The following is a 19,035-nucleotide window of genomic DNA, read 5'->3' on the forward strand; positions in this document are numbered from 1 at the left end:
GTAACGTCCATGCTTGTTATGACAATATTTAATGAATAGAGTTTACTAAAAATTTTAAAAGACTAAAATTTAAAAATAATTAATCATATCGACAATTTTTTTGTCCAAACCACATTCGTTTATAAGATATCGTCTATTTATGTTTCAAAAACTTATTATTGTTGTTTCCCTAGCTTTTTTTGCCTTTATTTTATGGGCGATTTATATGGCAAATACAGGCCAATATAACCCTGTGTTTGCTATTATTCGTGGTGTTCCTAATGGAGACAAAATCGGACATTTTTTGTTATTTGGCGGACTTAGCTTTTTAGCTAATTTTGCATTTAAATGCAAAGTGGTAAGGCTGGGCCGGGTGTCTATTTATTGGGGAGTTATCATCGTTGCAATGTTTGTTATTGCAGAAGAGCTTAGCCAGTACTTTTTTCCCACAAGAACATTAGATATACTCGATTTGCTAGCAGACTTCGCGGGTATCGCTTTGTTTGCTTTACTGACATGGCTTGTTCGTTATTTCTTACTTTCGCGAGGCAAGGTAAAACAAAGAAATTGAACAAGTTGAAACTATTATGACAAGGATGAAACTCATGAAACTTTACGGAACTAACTTTTTATTGTTTATTGCAATTGCGGTGTCACTAACGCCATTTAATACAAACGCGACGGATGCTCAATCAGACCAGATTGTTGACCTTACTACTGAAGGAATCATATATAAAGCATCACCAATTCCATCTGACTTAAACACGACGTTTCCAACCTCCTCTAGACTTACTAAACAAGAATCACATATCAAAATACGCTTTGATATTGATGAACAAGGAAACGCGACAAACGTACAATTCGTAAGAACAAGTGGCACGGTCAGTTTTGAAGAGTTGATGCTTGTTAATACCAAAAATTGGCAATTTACGCCTGCACTAATAGATGGTAAACCCACTGTGCAAAGAGGTAATACTTTCGAAACGACGTTTTATATGACAAAGCGAAGTGGCAGAGAGCTTGCGCCTACCATGAGAAATAACTTTAAACAGATATATGATAAGTTAAAAGAGCACTTAGATAATCAAGACTATGCAGCATTTTCTGAATTAATGGAGTTGCTAATGCAAGCCAATATTGCCAACTTCACTGAAAGTAGGCAAAAATGGATTTTACAGTATACTTATTTGCAACGCACCAACGGTTCACTTCACGATAAAATTCATGCCTTAACCAAGGCACTTAATGGCAGACCAAAAACACCAAAAGGATACCAATTAGAAGCGCGCATGACTGCGATATTGCAACAGCTGTATATGGATAATAAGCAATTTTACAATGCCATGTTAGCGTATCAAACAATTGAAAATAATGAGCAAGGTGCGCAGGTACTGAAAAGTGTTGAACATACTATCGATAGCATTACTCAAAACATACAAGACCAAATAAACAATGCAAACCCTATCATCGCTAATATTCGGATTGAAGCACTTGAGCTCCTTTCACATCACTTATTGTTGCCAGTTTTTAGTATTGAATCAAGCGAGCCCCTAGATTACGTAGAATTAAGCTGCGGCGAATATCGGGTCAAATTTGAGTATCAAGCGGGTGTTAAGTATTTATCGCCTAACAATTTAGATAGATGCCGATTGCTTATAGAGGGTAAAAGCGGCACAGTAGTATCGATAAGCGAAACAATGAACTAAAAGAGAGATGACATAGTGAAATGGTTAGTAGGAATAGTAGTAACAATACTTATTTTGGCATCGGGCGTTTGGTTTAGTATCGATAAACACATTCGATACTTAGTACTAAATCAACCTGAAAATGAAAACGTATTGTTTTGGACGGTTGGTCAAAGAGATGCCGGTTTTCGTTCTTTTGACAAGTTGGATGTACTGCAAAAACGGATTATTAGTAACAACGCAAATGTTCAAAATTTACCGCTAGGCGAGCCCTTGGCTATTGAAGGTTCTACGCTAAATGGATTTATGGATGAACAGCGTATTGCAGCGTTAATTGTCATACACAATGGAAACATTAGACTTGAAGAATATGGCTTAGGCTTAAATAGTTCTGATAAGTGGACAAGCTTTTCGGTGGCGAAGTCGTTTACCTCTACCTTAGTCGGTGCGGCAATTAAAGATGGGTATATTAAGAGCCTTGACGATAAAGTGTCAGATTATATTGTGGATATGCGCGGCAGCACATACGATGATGTGACAATTGAACAGCTTCTCACGATGACCTCAGGTGTTCAATGGAATGAGGACTATAGCGATCCTAATTCAGATGTTTCAAAGTTTTATTTTAGTCAAGCTGATGAGGGTGTGGATGCCACAGCAAGCTATTTGAGAAAACTACCGCGAGCAACTCCTCCTGGTGAAAACTGGGTATATAGTACAGGTGAGACTAATTTAATTGGTTTGCTTATTAGCGAAGCAACAGGACAGCCTTTGTCAGATTACTTGTCACAAAAAATTTGGTCTAAGATCGGCGCACAACAGAATGCTTCTTGGGTACTGGGTTCAACTGGCCATGAAATTAGTGGTTGCTGTATTCAAGCAGCGCCAAGAGACTTCGCAAAGTTTGGTCAATTCATCCTAGATGGAGCGATAGTAGAGGGTGAAAGTATCGTGCCCGACAATTGGTTTGAAAAGGCGACCACCAAGCAAGCTGATATTGGTTCGCCCGGAAAAGGTTACGGTTTTCAATGGTGGACACAAGATGATGGGTCGTTTCAAGGGCGTGGTATTTTTGGGCAAGGGATTTTCATTGACCCTTCTCGAAACTTAGTCGTCGCAGTAAATAGCAATTGGCCAACGGCTTCAAGTGCGCAGCAAACACAAGCAAAGCAGGATATCTATAACCATATTCAAGTCTTAATTGATCAAGAAAATAATCGCAATGAGTGAGGTTCTTCACATATTCACGTTTTTGAATTTACACGTTTTGTTTGGAATCTAATCGCCTATCTTTTACGCAATATTATGTGCTAATGTTGCGTAAACTAGCACCAATAAAAAGAACAAATATGGCGAAAGGCACACATCAATATCAAGACGACCCCCGTAATGAAGAGATTTTAATCAATATAAATAACGAATTGTTTCCTCGTGCTGAAGCAAAAATATCTGTGTTTGATAGCGGTTTTATTTTAGGCGATGGCGTTTGGGAAGGTATTCGCCTTCATAAAGGAAGGCTAGCTTTTATCGACATGCACATGAAGCGTTTATTTGATGGTGCAAAGGCTTTAGATATGGATATTGGTGTCAGTAAAAACGACCTTGTTAAACGTATTTATGCGACCTGTGATGCGAATAAAATGTACGATGGTGTGCATATACGTTTAATGGTGACTAGAGGTATCAAAGCCACGCCTTATCAAGACCCAAAAGTCACTATATCCGATGCGACTATCGTTATTATTGCTGAGCATAAAAAAGCACTAGGCTTGGCAAGCGGAGATGGCGTTAGCTTATTTACGTCTCATGTGCGCCGCGGATACCCTGATGTGCAAGATCCAAAACTCAATACGCATTCAAAACTTAACTGCATCTTTGCGTGCATTCAAGCTGCCAAAGCGCAAGCAGACGAAGCTTTAATGCTTGATCCCCATGGATTTGTTGCTACTTGTAACTCAACGCATTTTTTTATTATACGAGATAATGAAGTGTGGACCTCTAGCGGTGACTTTTGTTTAGATGGCATCACGCGTCGCAATGTCATCAATGTATGTAAAATGCACGGTTTCTCAGTATTTGAACGAAACTTTACTTTGGCTGATGTTTATGGAGCCGATGAAGCTTTTATTACAGGGACGTTTGCAGGACTCACTCCTGTTAAGCAAGTTGATGGCCGCTTGATTGGAAAAGGTGAGCAACATCTGACAAAAATTCTAGAAAAGCATTATGTCGATTTGATTGAGAGTGATCATGCTTAAGCGGATTTGTATGTGGTCTGGTCCTCGCAATATATCTACCGCTATGATGAGAAGCTGGGAAAACAGATCTGATTGCAGTGTGATTGATGAGCCTTTCTATGCTTATTACCTAGCACAAACAAAAAGTCCTCATCCGATGTTTGATGATATTTTGGCAACGCAATCGTCAGACTACCAAGCAGTGGCAAATATGCTGACGCACGCACCATGTGATACTGCTGTTCAATATCAAAAACATATGACGCATCACATGCTAAATGACTGCGATTTGCAGTGGACTGCCAATCTTTTGCATTGTTTTTTAATTAGAGAGCCATCACACGTCGTAAACTCATATACAAATAGCCGTGGAACATGCTCAGCAAAAGACATTGGCATCATACGACAACGTGAGCTTTACGATGCCATTACTAACATTAGTGGGCTTCAAGATATTCCTGTGGTGAATGCAGCAGATGTGTTAGCTACGCCACATAAAACACTAAGCAAATTGTGCAGAAGCTTAGGCATTGAGTTTGACGATAAGATGTTAAGCTGGCCAGCTGGAAAACGCGACAGTGACGGAGTGTGGGCGAAACACTGGTATCATTCGGTCGAGAAATCAACAGCGTTTGGTGATGCCAAAAAACAAACTATCGAGCTAAATAAACAGCAACAAGCCATCGTTGATGAAGTAATGCCTCATTACGAGGCACTTCAAGCTTTGGCGATTTAATCAATTAGCTTTGATAATCGTCAGGTAATGAGTCTATTTGTGCCACGCCAGAATCGATTGCAGCTTGCGCAACCGCTGTTGCAATAGTCTTACATAGACGAGGGTCCATAGGCTTTGGAATAATATATTGTTTGCCAAATGTTAGTGATTCGCTATTGCTAGCAATAAGCACCTCTTTTGGTACTTCAAGTTTTGATACGCTTCGAATTGCCTCGACCGCAGCGACTTTCATTTCATCGTTGATTTGTGATGCTCTAACATCTAAAGCGCCTCTAAAAATGAAAGGAAAACACAATACATTGTTCACTTGATTAGGATAATCCGAACGGCCCGTTGCCATAATCAAATCATCCCTGACTTCATGCGCTAATTCGGGTGTAATTTCGGGATCAGGATTTGAGCAAGCAAAAACAATTGGATTAGGCGCCATTAGTTTAAGTGCTTCTGGTGGCAATAAATCAGGACCTGATACACCCAAAAAGACATCAGCATCTTGCATGGCATCTTCTAAGGTGCGCTTGTCTGTGTTATTGGCAAATAAGGCTTTATGTTCAGTGAGTGATTCACGGCGGGTATGGATAATTCCCTGTCTGTCTAACATGTAGATACGCTCGCGTTGAGCGCCACATTTTATTAACAGCTCCATGCACGCTATCGCGGCGGCACCAGCTCCTAAGCATACAAACTTACTTTGACTAATCTCTTTACCTTGAATCTCAAGTGCATTTAGCATGCCTGCAGCTGTCACAATTGCCGTACCGTGCTGGTCATCATGAAAAATTGGAATTTTGCAGCGTTTGATAAGCTCTTTTTCAATTTCAAAACACTCTGGTGCCTTAATATCTTCTAAATTGATTCCGCCAAATGTGTCAGCGATATTTGCAACGGTACTAATAAACTCTTCTGTTGTGCGATGTTTTACTTCAATATCAATTGAGTCCAAGCCAGCAAAGCGCTTAAACAAAAGTGCTTTGCCTTCCATCACAGGCTTTGAGGCCAAGGGCCCTAGGTTACCTAAGCCAAGAATTGCGGTGCCATTAGATATAACGGCTACCATATTTCCTTTAGCGGTATAGCGATAGGCTTCATTTGGGTCGGCAGCAATTTCGCGAACAGGTTCAGCAACACTAAGGACTATATGCCAAGGCTAAGTCATCGACAGTCGCAGCAGGCGTTGATAATTCAACACTAATTTTTCCAGGAGTGGGGAAGGCGTGATAGTCAAGTGCACGTTGGCGAAAATCAGACATCTCAGTAGGGTCCTTAACAGAGAATATTAAAAATAAAAGTCACTATGTAATAGTACATACAATAACACAGATAAGTAGACATAAATTCAATTTATGGCGAATAAGAGCTTGATTTTAAACTGGTTAGACCATGCGTGGTATAGCTTACAGCAAGATATAATTAACGTGAATGTTTATGATAGATGACAGTTGTACGATGAATATATGATAGTGAATATTGATAGCGAGTAAAATTTGGGCATAAAAAAACCGCATAGCAAACGCTTATGCGGTTTTTTCGTTTGGTGTCGCTTACTTCTTGCTAAGTGCACCAAAACGTTTCTTAAATTTGTCAACACGACCACCAGTATCAACATTACGTTGCTTACCAGTATAGAAAGGGTGACATGCTGAACATACGTCTAAGTTGATATCTTTACCTAGTGTAGAGCGCACTTTTAAAACATTACCGCAAGAACAAGTTGCAGTGATTTCTTCGTACTTTGGATGAATGTCAGTTTTCATGGGTTACCTAATTTGTTGTAGGCCGCCTCGCTATACAATCTAAAATTGAACACCAAGCGTCGTTAATATTTAAATCAAGCACGGATCTACCCTGCTTGGAAAATTTGGAATGCGGATACTATACAAAAGCATGGCGATCTTCAAGAGATTTGTTATCCTTTATGTCGATTTTCATCTATGTGACATTTATCTAATTAACTATGGTTGTTCTTTGAGCGCTCAAAACTCTTGCACTGTTTATCTTCAGGTCGCCTTGCGTGTGCCCTTAGACCGCTTTTTTGACTACGCTTATGAATTGCCTTGCAATCCAAAGTCACTCAACTTAGAGCAGGCTAAGGCTTTATTGATTGGCGCTAGAGCAAAAGCGCCTTTTGGCAAACAGCAAGTGATTGGTGTAGTCGTGGATGTGATGTCACAAACGACGCAATCCTCATAGGCAAAATAAAAGTATTAGATACTGTGTTGGACGAAACACCGCTATTTGATCCCACGCAGCAAAGACTCGCTAAGTGGCTTTCACATTTTTACATCGCGCCCTTAGGCGAAGTTTACGGTGCGATGATGCCCACCCTTTTGCGAAAAGGTCATTGTGCACAGCTACCATCAATTGATTTTGTTCAAGTTAACGATATCAATAGTGAGATACAAAAAACGCTTGTTCGAAGCAAAAAGCAGCAGCATTTGTATCAGATATTAAATGATGAGGATGATACCCATAGAGGTGCGCTTGATATCAAGCAATATGATGAATTGGGTTTTCGTTTAAGTAATATCAAAAAAGCGTTTTCATCTTCCATCATAAAGGGCTTACAAGATAAAGACGCTATTAGTATTTCCTCTCATGTACCTGTTGCAGGTGCTTGGCAAAAAAATGTTTTGTTAGGAGAGAAAAAGCGAGCAAACCCCGAACAGTCGATGGCGATTGCTGCGATCAATATTGACCATGACTTTAAAGTCCACCTTATTGAAGGCGTGACAGGAAGTGGAAAGACAGAAGTTTATCTTCAAGTTATTGAAGAGGTAATATTGGCTGGTAAGCAAGTACTTATTTTAGTACCAGAAATTGGCTTAACTCCTCAAACAGTAAAACGTTTTGAACAACGCTTTGGGAACATTGTATCTGTTTGGCATTCTGCGTTGACCGACCATGAAAGACTTGAGGTGTGGCGCCAAGCAAAATTCGACCAAGCCGGTATCATTATTGGTACCCGTTCATCAGTTTTTTTACCTTTTCGTTCCCTTGGTATGATCATTGTTGATGAAGAACATGATGAATCGTTCAAACAGCAAGACGGCTTGCGCTATCATGCTCGAGATGTCGCAGCATTTAGAGCAAAACAAGACAACATACGTTTGATCCTTGGCAGCGCAACACCATCCCTAGAAAGCTTACACAATGCATTGTCTGGTAAGTATCAACATATTATTTTAGACCAGCGTGCAGGTAATGCCACTATGCCCAGCCAGCACATTGTTGATATTACTGGGCTAGAATTAACAGCAGGTATTGCCCCTGCGATGTTAAATCGTATAGAACAACAGTTAAAGCAAGGTAATCAAGTGCTGATTTTTGTTAGTCGTCGCGGCTATGCACCTGCACTTATTTGCCGTGCGTGCGGACATGTTGAAACATGTAAAGACTGCGAATATCCTTTCACTTACCATATGAGTCAGCAAAACTTACAGTGCCATCGTTGTGGAGTTGTTAAACACTATATTCCAAAATGCCAAGCTTGCGGCTCGGCGAATATTACGACTCAAGGCATGGGAACAGAGCAAATACAACAAGCCTTAGCCACGCATTTTCCAGACTATTCCTGTGTCAGAATTGATAGTGATTCAACTAACACCAAGCGTAAATTAAATGTTTTGTTAAGTGAAATTAATCAGCACAAGCATCATATTCTGGTGGGTACACAGATACTTTCTAAAGGGCATCATTTTCCTAATGTGACCTTGGCACTAATTTTAAATGTAGATTCATTTTTGTTTGCAAGCGACTTTAGAGCATCTGAGAAGCTTGCCCAATTGCTCACACAAATTAGTGGGCGCGCCGGACGAGAGCAAAAACCCGGTGAAGTTTGGCTACAGAGTTACCAAGCTGGACACCCATTGCTGCAAGACTTAGTAAACAATGGGTATCAACATTTTTCTCGTTTATTATTGCAAGAGCGGGTTGAAGCTAATTTGCCTCCTCAAAGTTATCACGTCGCGATTAGAGCTGAACACAGCAATCAAAACGAAGTATTACAGTTTTTAAGTTATGCTAATCAGCTTTTAAGCCAATTTGATAAAATACATTTTGTAGGGCCATTTCCAGCTGGTATCGAGAAAAAGCAAACTCGGTTTAGGTTTATTATCATCGCTCAATCAGATTCATCGAAGTATATTATTTTAGCCATGCATCAAATCAAAAAGGCATTAAATGATCATAAAGCATCACATAAAATCAGGTGGGCAATTGATGTGATGCCAAGTGACTTTAGCTAAGGTGCTTAGGTTTTAAGCGAAGGCAAAATAAACCAGACAAAAGAAGAGATTTGTCACACTTATTTATTCTATAATACTTCAAAGCTATATGATTTAGAGAATGTGCGCGTTGTTATGGCAACTAGAGACTACGTTAAAAGACCTTATAAAAAGAAACCAAAGAAACCACAGCGCCCGCCCGTGCCATGGTTCAAGATGGCACTTGCTTGCACAATTTTAGTTGCATTTGCTTACGGTTTATTTGTATTGCAAGGCACCAGCGTTAAACAAGAAGATAAGCTTGGCGTTGATGATGACGAGCCTAGCGCTGTTGCAAGCAATCCTATCGAAACTGTTCTTGAGCCGTCCACTGGTGCAGCTGATACAACGACACAAAATACACAAACACCAGAATCTCAAGCTCAAGCAAATCGACGTGTTGACGTGACTGATGAGTTAGAACAAGTCGCGCAACAGCTTGAACCGCTGCCGCCATTGCCGGTGTTAAAAGAAGAGGAATGGGCATATATCGATTCATTGCCGGAATTTTCTGTTGAAGTTGATGCAAAAGGCCCTAAAAAAAGCAGCCAACTTTTTATACTGCAGTGTGGGTCTTTTAAAACGCCTGAACGAGCCAATGAACTGCGCGCTCAAATTGCGTTTCAAGGCTTAGAAGCACAAATCAAGCAAAGTAATACTGAAAACGACTTATGGTACAGGGTAGTGCTAGGGCCTTACGAATCTAAACGCCAAGCTGAACAAGACAGAGGTCAACTAAGAAAAGCCAATATCAATGGATGTAAAATCTGGTAATTCAGTGTAAAGGCCTTGAAAAACAGCTTAGCTTCCCCATTTATTTACTATTGCATCGCATAAGCGAATTTTTAGGAGTAAATAAATGACCACTATTGTTTCAGTTCGTCGTGGTAACCAAGTTGTAGTCGCTGGCGATGGCCAAGTTTCCTTGGGGAATACTGTCATGAAAGGCAATGCTAAAAAGGTACGTCGTCTTTATCATAATAAAGTATTGGCTGGATTTGCTGGCGGTACTGCCGACGCATTCACCTTGTTTGAACGATTTGAAAGCAAGCTTGAAATACATCAAGGGCACTTGACTCGCGCAGCGGTAGAGCTTGCCAAAGATTGGCGCACCGACAGGGCGCTTCGCAAATTAGAGGCGCTATTGGCAGTTGCTGATCACACTGCATCTTTTGTCATTACGGGCAACGGAGATGTAATTCAACCAGAACATGACTTAATTGCAATTGGTTCAGGCGGTGCATTTGCGCAATCTGCAGCAACTGCATTACTTCAAAATACCGAGCTTAGTGCACAAGAGATAGCTGAAAAATCACTCACTATTGCAGGTGATATATGTGTCTTCACCAATCAGCATCAAACAGTTGAAACGCTTGATTACTAATCAAACAACTCCTTAAGCGCACATCTAGAGCTAAGCAAATTACGTAGGAAATAAACAATGTCTGAAATGACCCCAAGAGAAATAGTACATGCTTTAGACAAGCATATTATTGGCCAAGCAGATGCCAAACGTTCTGTATCTATTGCCCTAAGAAACCGTTGGCGTAGAATGCAGTTAGAGCCTGAACTGCGCCAAGAAGTTACCCCTAAAAATATATTGATGATTGGTCCGACAGGCGTAGGTAAAACCGAAATCGCCAGACGTTTGGCAAAAATGGCGAATGCACCATTTATTAAGGTAGAAGCGACTAAATTTACCGAAGTAGGGTATGTGGGTAAAGAGGTCGAAACTATCATTCGTGATTTAGCGGATATCGCCGTCAAAATGACTAAAGAGGATGCCGCAAAAAAAGTAAAATATCGCGCGGAAGAAGCGGCAGAAGAGCGTATTTTAGATATCCTTATTCCAGCGCCAGAAAACGCATTTGGAGATAAAGAGCCTGTTGAAGAAAAAGGCACAAGACAAATTTTCCGTAAGAAACTTAGACAGGGTGAGCTGGACGACAAAGAGATCGAAATTGATATTGCACAGCCCCAAGTAGGTGTTGAAATCATGGCGCCCCTTGATATGGAAGAGATGACGAACCAACTTCAAGGCATGTTTCAAAATTTGTCAGGCGATAAAAAGAAAAAGAAAAAGCTCAAAATTAAAGATGCATTTAAGTTATTAGTTGACGAAGAAGCCAGTAAACTAATCAACCAAGAAGATTTGAAAGAAAATGCTATTGAGTCACTTGAACAAAATGGCATTGTGTTTATTGATGAAATCGACAAAATTTGTAAACGCGAAGGTAACAGCGGCGCTGATGTATCGCGCGAAGGTGTCCAGCGTGACCTATTGCCTCTTGTTGAAGGCTCAACTGTATCGACTAAACATGGAATGGTAAAAACCGACCACATCCTGTTCATTGCCTCAGGTGCATTTCAAATGGCTAAGCCCTCAGATTTGATACCAGAGTTACAAGGCCGTTTACCGATAAGAGTGGAGCTAGCTGCGCTGACGGTAGAAGATTTTGTTCGCATACTAACAGAGCCTAGCGCTTCGCTTACCGAGCAGTACAAAGCATTATTGCAAACTGAAGGTGTCAGTATTACATTTGAAGAATCAGGTATTAAACGCATTGCACAGGCTGCTTGGCAAGTGAATGAAAAAACTGAAAATATAGGTGCTCGACGTCTCCATACGGTACTTGAACGCCTAATGGAGGAAATATCATACGAAGCGTCTGACCGAAGTGGTGAATCAATTACAATTGACGAACAATATGTCAATGATCATTTGCAGGCACTAGTTGAAAACGAAGATTTATCACGCTTTATCTTGTAAATAATCGGCATAAGTCTAACTAACAAAATACAGGCAACAAGCTTAAAGGCTATGTTGCCTTTTTTATGCCAGTAATAAATCAACAATCCATTGGTTAAAGGGCAAGCCAAGCGCCTTTTGTGCATTGACAAATAATGGCGCGGGATTAGCTTCTAAAAATACAAAGCGTCCATCGTTCGTCAAACGCCAGTCAATAGCCGTCCATGACATATTAAATTCCCGCATAATATCAAAGGCAAGTTTTTGTGTATTGATGGGTAAGTCAATTTGTTCTAATAGCAGTTTATCGTGCTCCCTGTAATCGCAAATGTCTTTGCTGATAGGCTTGTTTACGTGGTTAATTCGAAAGCTTACTATCTGTTTACCAATAAGGTAGCTACGAATGTCATCTCCGGCAATATGTTGTTGCTAAGGTCATTGGCATACTTGCCAAATTAGATATGATTTCTTGATTTGATTGACGGTCAATAAAGCGTGTTAATTCGCCGCAAAATACTGGCTTAACGATGCATTGTTGGTGAGTTTGAATAAACGCGTTAACTTTGGACACGTTTCGCCCAATGTATGTGTTAGGTATATTTGCACCAAGTGATTTTGCAAGGCTCAACTGCAAGGGTTTGGTTTGATGAAACTGAATTGCTTTAGCAGAATTGACCCAATTAATGCCAGCGCCTTGCCTTTGTTGATTGCTTTGGAATTGTTCCATCATTAAAAAGCACTGCATCAATGATATACAGTTTTGTCTATTATTTGCTGTAAGTGGGTGAGGAGCATCAACTTTGGCCCAGTACACTGCTTTGATACTTTGAATATCAATCGTCTCGTGCTCAATAATGAGATGGCCATTTTGTGTAGTAGAGTAGTAGTCGAGTCCATAATCATGCGGAATGCTGCGCGTATCATACACCCATGGTTGATAACCGTTTTCATAGACGGTTTTGTAAATTGACTGAACCTCTGGGCTTGTGTGTTGCCCTAATATAATGATGTTTTGCATTTCGATACTTGTTGCCTTAAAAGCAAAGATGACAAATGCAAAAGGTAATGTTGCATTTGTCATAGGAGGTGGCACGGTTAAATAAAGATACTGTTATCACCGCCGTTTTCAAAGGCAGATAAAGTGATTGGACCGCCGGGCAGTTGACCTGTTGGTAAACGTGTTTGTGTTAATAATTTATCGCCATAAGAGTCTGTGACACAACCGCCCGCGATTATACCGCCTGTGATTTGCTCGGATTCAGATTGCGTGAGTGTGTCGCTTTGGCAATTGTTTATCGGTGTTTGAAACTTGTTTGTTTGAGTATTCATTATAACTCTCCATAGTGCTTATAAGTTGAAAGTGTTAAAATGTGTTACTCAATAATGTTGAATAACACATCCGTGTGCTGTTGACTGCATCCTTGCAGTGATATTTATAGTAGACGTGCGGCAGGCAAAAGAATACTGACCATCGTGTTGGAAATGTTTTAAAACTAAGGAATTGTGTGATTCGCGCTTTATTGCTTACTGTATTGTCGATTTTTCTGCTGTTCAGCGCTTTGCCATGCTATGCGCTTGCTGCTAATGAAAACATCAAAATTAGTATTGTTGGCATCGATGATAATCAAATATCAGATAATATCAAAGCTCACTTGCGCCAAGTCAAAGCCCCCATCTCAATTTACGAAATTGAAAGTTATCAAGCAAAGTTACTCGAATACGCCCATACATCATTGCAAGCTTTTGCTTTTTACAATGCTCAAATTGACATCATCGATTTTGTGAATGAAGGCTCGCTAGTTACTAGCTTTACATTGCAAGTAAAGCCAAACAAGCAAGCTGTGGTCAATAAAGTAATTCTAGTTAGCCCTAATTTGACCTTAGATGACTTACCTAAAGATGTAAGAGCCGTCATTGATGAGCTAAATGCCAAACAAGGCCAATCTTTGGATCACGATAAGTATGAAAGGTTAAAAGCACAACTTCGCAGCTTTGCACAGCTTTATGGTTATTTTGATTTTAAGTTTATCTTACACAAGCTCATTATAGAGCCGGTTAATTCAAGCCAAAGTTCAGTCACAATTCACTGGATTTTTAATATGGGTGAACGCTATAAATTTGGAGATTTGGTGTTTTTGCGCGAGACCCGAGGACAAGATATTGTAGCGGAGTTAGTGCCCTTTAATACAGGAGAGTACTTTGACCAAGCAAAAATAGCGGAGTATACCCAAGACATTTACCAAAGTGACTATTTTGATAGCGTTATTATAAGAGCGAATGCCGCCGCAGCAAAAAATAAGATAGTGCCTATTGAAGTGATATTAAGGCCTAAACCAAGCTATACCATGAAATATGGCGTGGGTGTATCAACCGATACTGGACCGCGCTTTAGTGTTGAATGGGACCGCCCATATGTGAACAGACGAGGAGATTCCGTTGGCGCCGATTTGTATTTATCTCGTCCAGAACAAAGCCTCACTTTTGACTACCGAATCCCTGTTGCTAACCCCCTAAAGGATTTTATTGATTTCAAATTAGGTTATAAGCGAGTCGATCAAAACGAAACACTTAGTGATAACGTTACAGTAGCCGTGCAGAATCATTGGGGGGCAAAAGATGATCAAGCTTGGAACAAGATTTACGGTTTGCGATATGAACAAGAAACATTTACTCAGGGCCTACAAACCGAAGAAACAACTCGTCTATTGATACCGAGTTTTACTATCAATCGAACGCGTAAGCGCGGCGATATATTTATTGATTGGGGCGATTCTCAAATTTTAAAATTTGAAGGAGCTAGTACCTCAGCATTATCAGAAATTGATTTATTTAAAGTCACTGCCCGCACCAAATGGATACGAGAATACGGATTACACCGCTTGATTGCCAGAGCCGATGTTGGTGCGTTGTATACCGATAATTTTGAAGAGCTGCCCTCCTCGTTGCGCTTTTTTGCCGGTGGTGACAATAGTATTAGGGGCTTTGGTCAGGACAATATCAGTGATTCAATTATTGAAGTGTCACAAGACGGTAATAAGATTATTCCCTTAGGTGGCCGCTACCTAAGTGTGGCGAGTGTCGAATATGCTTATCAGTTTGCAGACAAATGGCGTGCAGCCATGTTTTTTGATGCAGGGAATGCAAGCCGGGAGCCTTTTGAAGATACCGCCATTGGTTACGGAATAGGTGCGCATTGGTTATCGCCCATTGGTAATGTAAGGTTTTACCTAGCAAGAGGTGAGTCTGTCTATGAGCGTAAATGGGATTTCCACTTAGTAATTGGGGCGGGCATTTAAGCATGTTGAGTAAAATGAGCAAAATCCTCAGCTACGCCTTTTTAGGTGCGCTCGCCCTAGTCACATTAGTTATAATATTGGCCTTATCGCCTGTTGGGCTTGGTATTTTGGTTCATTTTGCTAATGAACAAGAAAACATAAACATTCAGGAAGCACATGGCAGTATTTTTAGCCAGCTACAGTTTGGCAACCTTAGGGTGGATACACCACAAGCTTTAGTCAATATAAACAAGCTGGATATCGATGTGTCTTTATCATGCTTGATGAATGCTCAAGTTTGTGTTGAAAAGCTCCACGCACATTCAATTGATGTTACGTTGCGCAAGTCTGAGTCTGCACAAGTGAGCCAAAGTGCTACTAATGAATACATCGCGCTTGGCTTTGAAATCTTGCTTAGTGATATCGATGTTAAAAGGCTTTTGATCACGCAACAGACGTCACCAAATGCGCTCAATTACCAAGGTTCAACGAACAAAGCCTTACTACTAATTGAAAACCTACAAACCGACGTATATGCCTACCAAAATATTGTCATTGATAAGCTTAATGTTGAACAAGTAAGCTTATTTGACAATAAAGACTTACAAGTTGATGGCGTATCGACTGACAAACAAAGCCCGTCACTTGATATTGATGCTTTGCTATTAAGCTTACATGAAATGGAATATCCCGGCTTAGTTTTGCCGAGTATGTTCATACCAGTAAATGCGGATATTACGCCTAGTATGATCAAGAAAATGTGTATCAGTCATAATATTGATTCGAATCCATATGCATGTACAAATAATTCTGCAATCGAGGCAAGTATTAAGCAACAAGTAGTCACCGCATCGCTTGTCACAAGTCCGCAAGACCAAGTTTTATCACAATTCAGTGTACTCGCGGCGATAGACTTAAACCGCGATTTTGAATATGAAATAGATGCCAGATTATTGCCAAATATCACCAAAACAAGTGAACGAGCACAATCGATTGCCTTTTCGTCGCGGGGAAACATAGATAGTCATACTATCGCGGTGCTAAATAATGTTGAAAGTGCGCCGCAATCTGTATTAACAGCATCGCTTAACACCAGCTTAAGGGACAAGACTTTGCCTGTAAGCTTAACAATAAACAGCTCTGATGGCGGCAAAACGTTTACCGATTGGTTCAAAGGTTTAAGTCTTCCCGTCGCTCAATGGAACTTAAACATTGAGGGGCAATGGGATCAGTACGTGATTAACGCTAAGGCAAAATTTGATGAAAGTAAGCTTACTGATGCACAACTATTGGCTGAGGTCTCTTTGCTTGAAAGCAATATTCGTATTTCAGATCTCATTATTAGTGGTCCGCTTGGCAGCACCAATGCCGATGCTTACGCGACCATAAAACTGCAAGACTCATTACCGCGGTTGAACATAAACAGTAACTTACAGATGAGCGCATTTTCTATCGATACACCTAATGTTAATGTCAGTGACTTATCTGGAAAAGGTATGATTAGCCTTGAATATTTTGACCAGAAAGTCTCTGGTGCGCTTTTATGTAAACAAATAACGGGAAGTGTTAACCAGTACGCGTTATCTGCAATGTGTGATCTTAATATTGATAAATCGGGCAAGCTTGAGGTTGAGCGGTTTAAGTTGTCTCAAGGTGAAAACAAACTTAATGCTCAAGGCACATTATTACTGCCGCAGGACTTGAGTATCGACAAGCTTGGTGGGCAGCTAAGCCAACTGGATTTACTAAATAATGATAAAGCCCAAAGTGATTTTATGTTGCTGATAAATGCGCCAAATTTAGCATCAATAAGCCCTACAATTAAGGGTAAAGTCAAAGGTGAAGCAATTATAAGAGGCTCGGTTAGCAAACCTCTTATTGATGCAACACTTAAGCTTGAAGGGTTTCAAAGCAATGATGTGCGCCTAGAGAATGCTAATTTAAGCATTAATAGTGATTTTGCAGATGATTGGCAATCAGCGTTAAATTTAAATGGACAAGGCCTTAGCCAAGTTTCGGTGGTTGATGGGCAAGCTCAAGTGCGCTTATTGATAGATCAGATAAATATGACGGGTGCAGGAAATCGACAATCTCATGAATTAACATTTATTCTGCAGCACCCAGAGTATTCGTTTAATGCCAGCGTCGCTGGAAAGTATAGTCAGTCTACTTGGACGGGTTTACTCAATGACGCACGCATCAAATTACCGTTTGATGAACTGGGTATTAACGACCCTGTTCACATAAGTATGCAATCAGATGACATTAAAATAGATAAGCACTGCTGGTATGCCAAGCCCAATGACAGTGGTGTAGTGAGTATTGGTAATATCGAAACAAGTGAGCAATCACTATGTTTTGACGATATTACGGCGCAAGGCCAGTCATTAGCGATAGCGGGTGAACTATCTTATGACTTGGTAAGACCAATTGATTTTTACATTGGCGATATTATTGCGCAACAGACACATTTACCTCTTTCATCTACCTTTGCTGTAATGATGAATCCGCAAGATGGCTTGTCTGCATTTGCTTATAATTTAATCCCTGAATCTAGGCTGGTCACGCCAAGACACAGCATTGATTTAGTTGCTTTGGTCACTAATCTTCAACTAGAAAAAAACATCCTTAGCGCAAACCTATTTGCAGGTACTGCAACGACAGGCTCTGTAGGTGCTAGCGCGTCAGTTGATATTGCAAGTGATGATCAAAATATAGATGGGCTGCTACAAATAAAACAAATTCAATTATCAACATTGCGTCGTTTTTTGCCAGAAGTCCAAAAAATACAAGGGTTAATAGATGGTGTAATAAGCGTCTCGGGTGATTTAAATACACCACGCGTGAATGGACGTCTAGATACGCAAAATGGCCTGTTAGTAATGCAAGATTATCCCTATCCTTTGTCTAATTTTAATCAGAATATTCAAATTAGCGATAATAAAGCGACAATCGAAGGTAGTTTTGAGCTAGGAGAAGGGCCAGCTAGCTTCCAAGCGACAGTTGACTTTGATGAAAATTTGCAACTAGTGGGGAGTTTAAAAGGAGAATCTTTAAAGCTTGGCTACGATAACAATACGATAGTGGCGTCGCCCGATTTATTGTTTGATATTAGCCCAAATATGTTTGTCTTATCAGGAGATGTTGTGTTGCCAAGTGCAAACATTAAGATAAATACTTTGCCACAAAGCATAAAAACGCCCTCAGATGATGTAGTGATTGTTGGGGCTCCCGCTAAACCGCCAACAGTGCCTATTGGTCTTGATATTGATATTAATCTATTGATTGATCCTGACAAAAACGAAACCTACACTATTGATGCTTTAGATTTAGAAGCTGCATTAAACGGTGAGCTGGAACTTAAAGTTACACAAGCCAAAAGTAAAACTAGCGGTCAGTTTACCCCAATGGAGACGCTGTTATATGGGCGTGTAAGCACCTTAAAAGGCGATTATCAAGCATATGGTCAAAACTTAATTTTGCGCAAAGGGAATATCGTTTTTAACGGCTCGCCGTCATTACCACGTTTTGATATTGAAGCGATTAGAAACCCTGAAAATACAGCCGACAATGTTACTGTTGGCCTTGCTGTGTCGGGTAATCCTGTTTTACCTAAGGTCGATATATTTTCAGAGCCAGGCATGACCCAGGCTCGACAACTGTCGTATTTGCTACAAGGCACTGATTTAGATGCTCAAGGTGATGGCACCGCAATGGATGTGCAATTAGCCAATTTCTTACTGGGCTTTGGTATCAGTAATAGCGAAAACCGAGTGAGCAAGTTGGGACAAAACGTTGGGATTGAGCAATTACGCTTTAAAACGGCCGGGCAAGGTAATGATACCCGCTTTCAAGTTACCGGAAGAATTGCTGATGATATACAAATCACTTATGGCGTTAACCTCTATGATTCAGCCACTGAGGTGATTTTAAAATACCAATTAATGCCTAAGTTATATATCGAGGCAGTTTCAGGTGCCAGTAACACCTTAGACTTAATTTATGAGGTAGTTGGGCGCACGCAAGTAAAGGCTCAACAATCATCAAATACTCAGACATCTAGCACTCAAACAACAACGGCAGTAGATTAAACATTTACACACAAGGAATTT

The 19,035-nt window shown here is 40.3% G+C and carries 16 protein-coding genes and 1 pseudogene; 12 read left to right on the forward strand and 5 right to left on the reverse strand.

Annotated elements, in window-relative coordinates:
• Window positions 1-205: 205 nt before the first annotated feature.
• The 5 genes from ACZ1G6_RS02215 to ACZ1G6_RS02235 all read left to right on the forward strand — a co-directional run bounded on the left by ACZ1G6_RS02215 (window position 206) and on the right by ACZ1G6_RS02235 (window position 4,637).
• Window positions 206-550: a VanZ family protein gene (locus ACZ1G6_RS02215; protein WP_472617866.1), complete on the forward strand. Its 345-nt coding sequence runs from the start codon at window positions 206-208 to the stop codon at window positions 548-550.
• A gap of 34 nt (window positions 551-584) precedes the next feature.
• A complete protein-coding gene (locus ACZ1G6_RS02220) occupies window positions 585-1,685 on the forward strand; it encodes an energy transducer TonB (RefSeq protein WP_472617867.1) in 1,101 nt (366 codons plus the stop codon).
• Between the two features lie 15 nt (window positions 1,686-1,700).
• Window positions 1,701-2,894, forward strand: coding sequence for a serine hydrolase domain-containing protein (locus ACZ1G6_RS02225; protein WP_472617868.1), 1,194 nt, complete (start codon window positions 1,701-1,703; stop codon window positions 2,892-2,894).
• Window positions 2,895-3,013: 119 nt separating this feature from the next.
• A complete protein-coding gene (locus ACZ1G6_RS02230) occupies window positions 3,014-3,922 on the forward strand; it encodes an aminotransferase class IV (RefSeq protein ID WP_472617869.1) in 909 nt (302 codons plus the stop codon).
• Window positions 3,915-4,637 carry a sulfotransferase-like domain-containing protein gene (locus ACZ1G6_RS02235; protein WP_472617870.1) on the forward strand — a complete coding sequence of 241 codons (723 nt, stop codon included), beginning with the start codon at window positions 3,915-3,917 and terminating at the stop codon, window positions 4,635-4,637. Before ACZ1G6_RS02230 ends, ACZ1G6_RS02235 begins: the two co-directional genes overlap by 8 nt.
• A 4-nt stretch (window positions 4,638-4,641) precedes the next feature.
• Here the strand turns inward: ACZ1G6_RS02235 and ACZ1G6_RS02240 are convergent.
• Window positions 4,642-5,887 (reverse strand): annotated as a pseudogene (locus ACZ1G6_RS02240) (malic enzyme-like NAD(P)-binding protein).
• A gap of 291 nt (window positions 5,888-6,178) precedes the next feature.
• A complete protein-coding gene (rpmE, locus tag ACZ1G6_RS02245; protein WP_472617871.1) occupies window positions 6,179-6,391 on the reverse strand; it encodes a 50S ribosomal protein L31 in 213 nt (70 codons plus the stop codon).
• A gap of 211 nt (window positions 6,392-6,602) precedes the next feature.
• On the opposite strand from rpmE, the gene ACZ1G6_RS02250 reads away from it, so the two are divergent.
• From ACZ1G6_RS02250 to hslU, 5 genes are all read left to right on the forward strand, one after another.
• Window positions 6,603-6,827 (forward strand): primosomal protein N' family DNA-binding protein, encoded by a 225-nt coding sequence (locus tag ACZ1G6_RS02250; protein WP_472617872.1) that lies wholly within the window; start codon window positions 6,603-6,605, stop codon window positions 6,825-6,827.
• A 23-nt stretch (window positions 6,828-6,850) separates the two neighbouring features.
• On the forward strand, window positions 6,851-8,881 hold the full coding sequence (gene priA / locus ACZ1G6_RS02255) for a replication restart helicase PriA (protein ID WP_472617873.1): 2,031 nt from the start codon (window positions 6,851-6,853) through the stop codon (window positions 8,879-8,881).
• 114 nt (window positions 8,882-8,995) lie between these two features.
• On the forward strand, window positions 8,996-9,673 hold the full coding sequence (locus tag ACZ1G6_RS02260) for an SPOR domain-containing protein (protein ID WP_472617874.1): 678 nt from the start codon (window positions 8,996-8,998) through the stop codon (window positions 9,671-9,673).
• Between the two features lie 85 nt (window positions 9,674-9,758).
• A complete protein-coding gene (gene hslV / locus ACZ1G6_RS02265) occupies window positions 9,759-10,283 on the forward strand; it encodes an ATP-dependent protease subunit HslV (protein WP_472617875.1) in 525 nt (174 codons plus the stop codon).
• 57 nt (window positions 10,284-10,340) lie between these two features.
• The gene (hslU, locus tag ACZ1G6_RS02270) at window positions 10,341-11,669 is read left to right on the forward strand and encodes an HslU--HslV peptidase ATPase subunit (RefSeq protein ID WP_472617876.1); all 1,329 of its coding nucleotides are present in this window, start codon (window positions 10,341-10,343) and stop codon (window positions 11,667-11,669) included.
• A gap of 63 nt (window positions 11,670-11,732) precedes the next feature.
• On the opposite strand, the gene ACZ1G6_RS02275 is transcribed toward hslU, so the two are convergent.
• The 3 genes from ACZ1G6_RS02275 to ACZ1G6_RS02285 all read right to left on the reverse strand — a co-directional run bounded on the left by ACZ1G6_RS02275 (window position 11,733) and on the right by ACZ1G6_RS02285 (window position 12,977).
• Window positions 11,733-11,879: a hypothetical protein gene (locus tag ACZ1G6_RS02275; protein WP_472617877.1), complete on the reverse strand. Its 147-nt coding sequence runs from the start codon at window positions 11,877-11,879 to the stop codon at window positions 11,733-11,735.
• A 175-nt stretch (window positions 11,880-12,054) separates the two neighbouring features.
• Window positions 12,055-12,729, reverse strand: a complete 675-nt coding sequence (locus tag ACZ1G6_RS02280; protein WP_472617878.1) for an ATP-grasp domain-containing protein — start codon at window positions 12,727-12,729, stop codon at window positions 12,055-12,057.
• 14 nt (window positions 12,730-12,743) lie between these two features.
• Window positions 12,744-12,977: a hypothetical protein gene (locus ACZ1G6_RS02285; protein WP_472617879.1), complete on the reverse strand. Its 234-nt coding sequence runs from the start codon at window positions 12,975-12,977 to the stop codon at window positions 12,744-12,746.
• 176 nt (window positions 12,978-13,153) lie between these two features.
• Here ACZ1G6_RS02285 and ACZ1G6_RS02290 point away from each other — a divergent pair, with 176 nt between their 5' ends.
• Together ACZ1G6_RS02290 and ACZ1G6_RS02295 are read left to right on the forward strand one after the other, a co-directional pair.
• Window positions 13,154-14,944, forward strand: coding sequence for an autotransporter assembly complex protein TamA (locus ACZ1G6_RS02290; protein WP_472617880.1), 1,791 nt, complete (start codon window positions 13,154-13,156; stop codon window positions 14,942-14,944).
• Window positions 14,908-19,014, forward strand: a complete 4,107-nt coding sequence (locus tag ACZ1G6_RS02295) for a translocation/assembly module TamB domain-containing protein (protein WP_472617881.1) — start codon at window positions 14,908-14,910, stop codon at window positions 19,012-19,014. Before ACZ1G6_RS02290 ends, ACZ1G6_RS02295 begins: the two co-directional genes overlap by 37 nt.
• Window positions 19,015-19,035: the final 21 nt, after the last annotated feature.

Source organism: Glaciecola sp. HA4-3, assembly GCF_055693685.1.

Coding starts and splice junctions, on each gene's coding strand:
- ACZ1G6_RS02215 (WP_472617866.1), top strand. CDS start 206: ATGGCAAATACAGGCCAATATAACCCTGTGTTTGCTATTATTCGTGGT.
- ACZ1G6_RS02220 (WP_472617867.1), top strand. CDS start 585: ATGAAACTTTACGGAACTAACTTTTTATTGTTTATTGCAATTGCGGTG.
- ACZ1G6_RS02230 (WP_472617869.1), top strand. CDS start 3,014: ATGGCGAAAGGCACACATCAATATCAAGACGACCCCCGTAATGAAGAG.
- ACZ1G6_RS02235 (WP_472617870.1), top strand. CDS start 3,915: ATGCTTAAGCGGATTTGTATGTGGTCTGGTCCTCGCAATATATCTACC.
- rpmE (WP_472617871.1), bottom strand. CDS start 6,391: ATGAAAACTGACATTCATCCAAAGTACGAAGAAATCACTGCAACTTGT.
- ACZ1G6_RS02260 (WP_472617874.1), top strand. CDS start 8,996: ATGGCAACTAGAGACTACGTTAAAAGACCTTATAAAAAGAAACCAAAG.
- hslV (WP_472617875.1), top strand. CDS start 9,759: ATGACCACTATTGTTTCAGTTCGTCGTGGTAACCAAGTTGTAGTCGCT.
- hslU (WP_472617876.1), top strand. CDS start 10,341: ATGTCTGAAATGACCCCAAGAGAAATAGTACATGCTTTAGACAAGCAT.
- ACZ1G6_RS02275 (WP_472617877.1), bottom strand. CDS start 11,879: ATGTCATGGACGGCTATTGACTGGCGTTTGACGAACGATGGACGCTTT.
- ACZ1G6_RS02280 (WP_472617878.1), bottom strand. CDS start 12,729: ATGACAAATGCAACATTACCTTTTGCATTTGTCATCTTTGCTTTTAAG.
- ACZ1G6_RS02285 (WP_472617879.1), bottom strand. CDS start 12,977: ATGAATACTCAAACAAACAAGTTTCAAACACCGATAAACAATTGCCAA.
- ACZ1G6_RS02295 (WP_472617881.1), top strand. CDS start 14,908: ATGGGATTTCCACTTAGTAATTGGGGCGGGCATTTAAGCATGTTGAGT.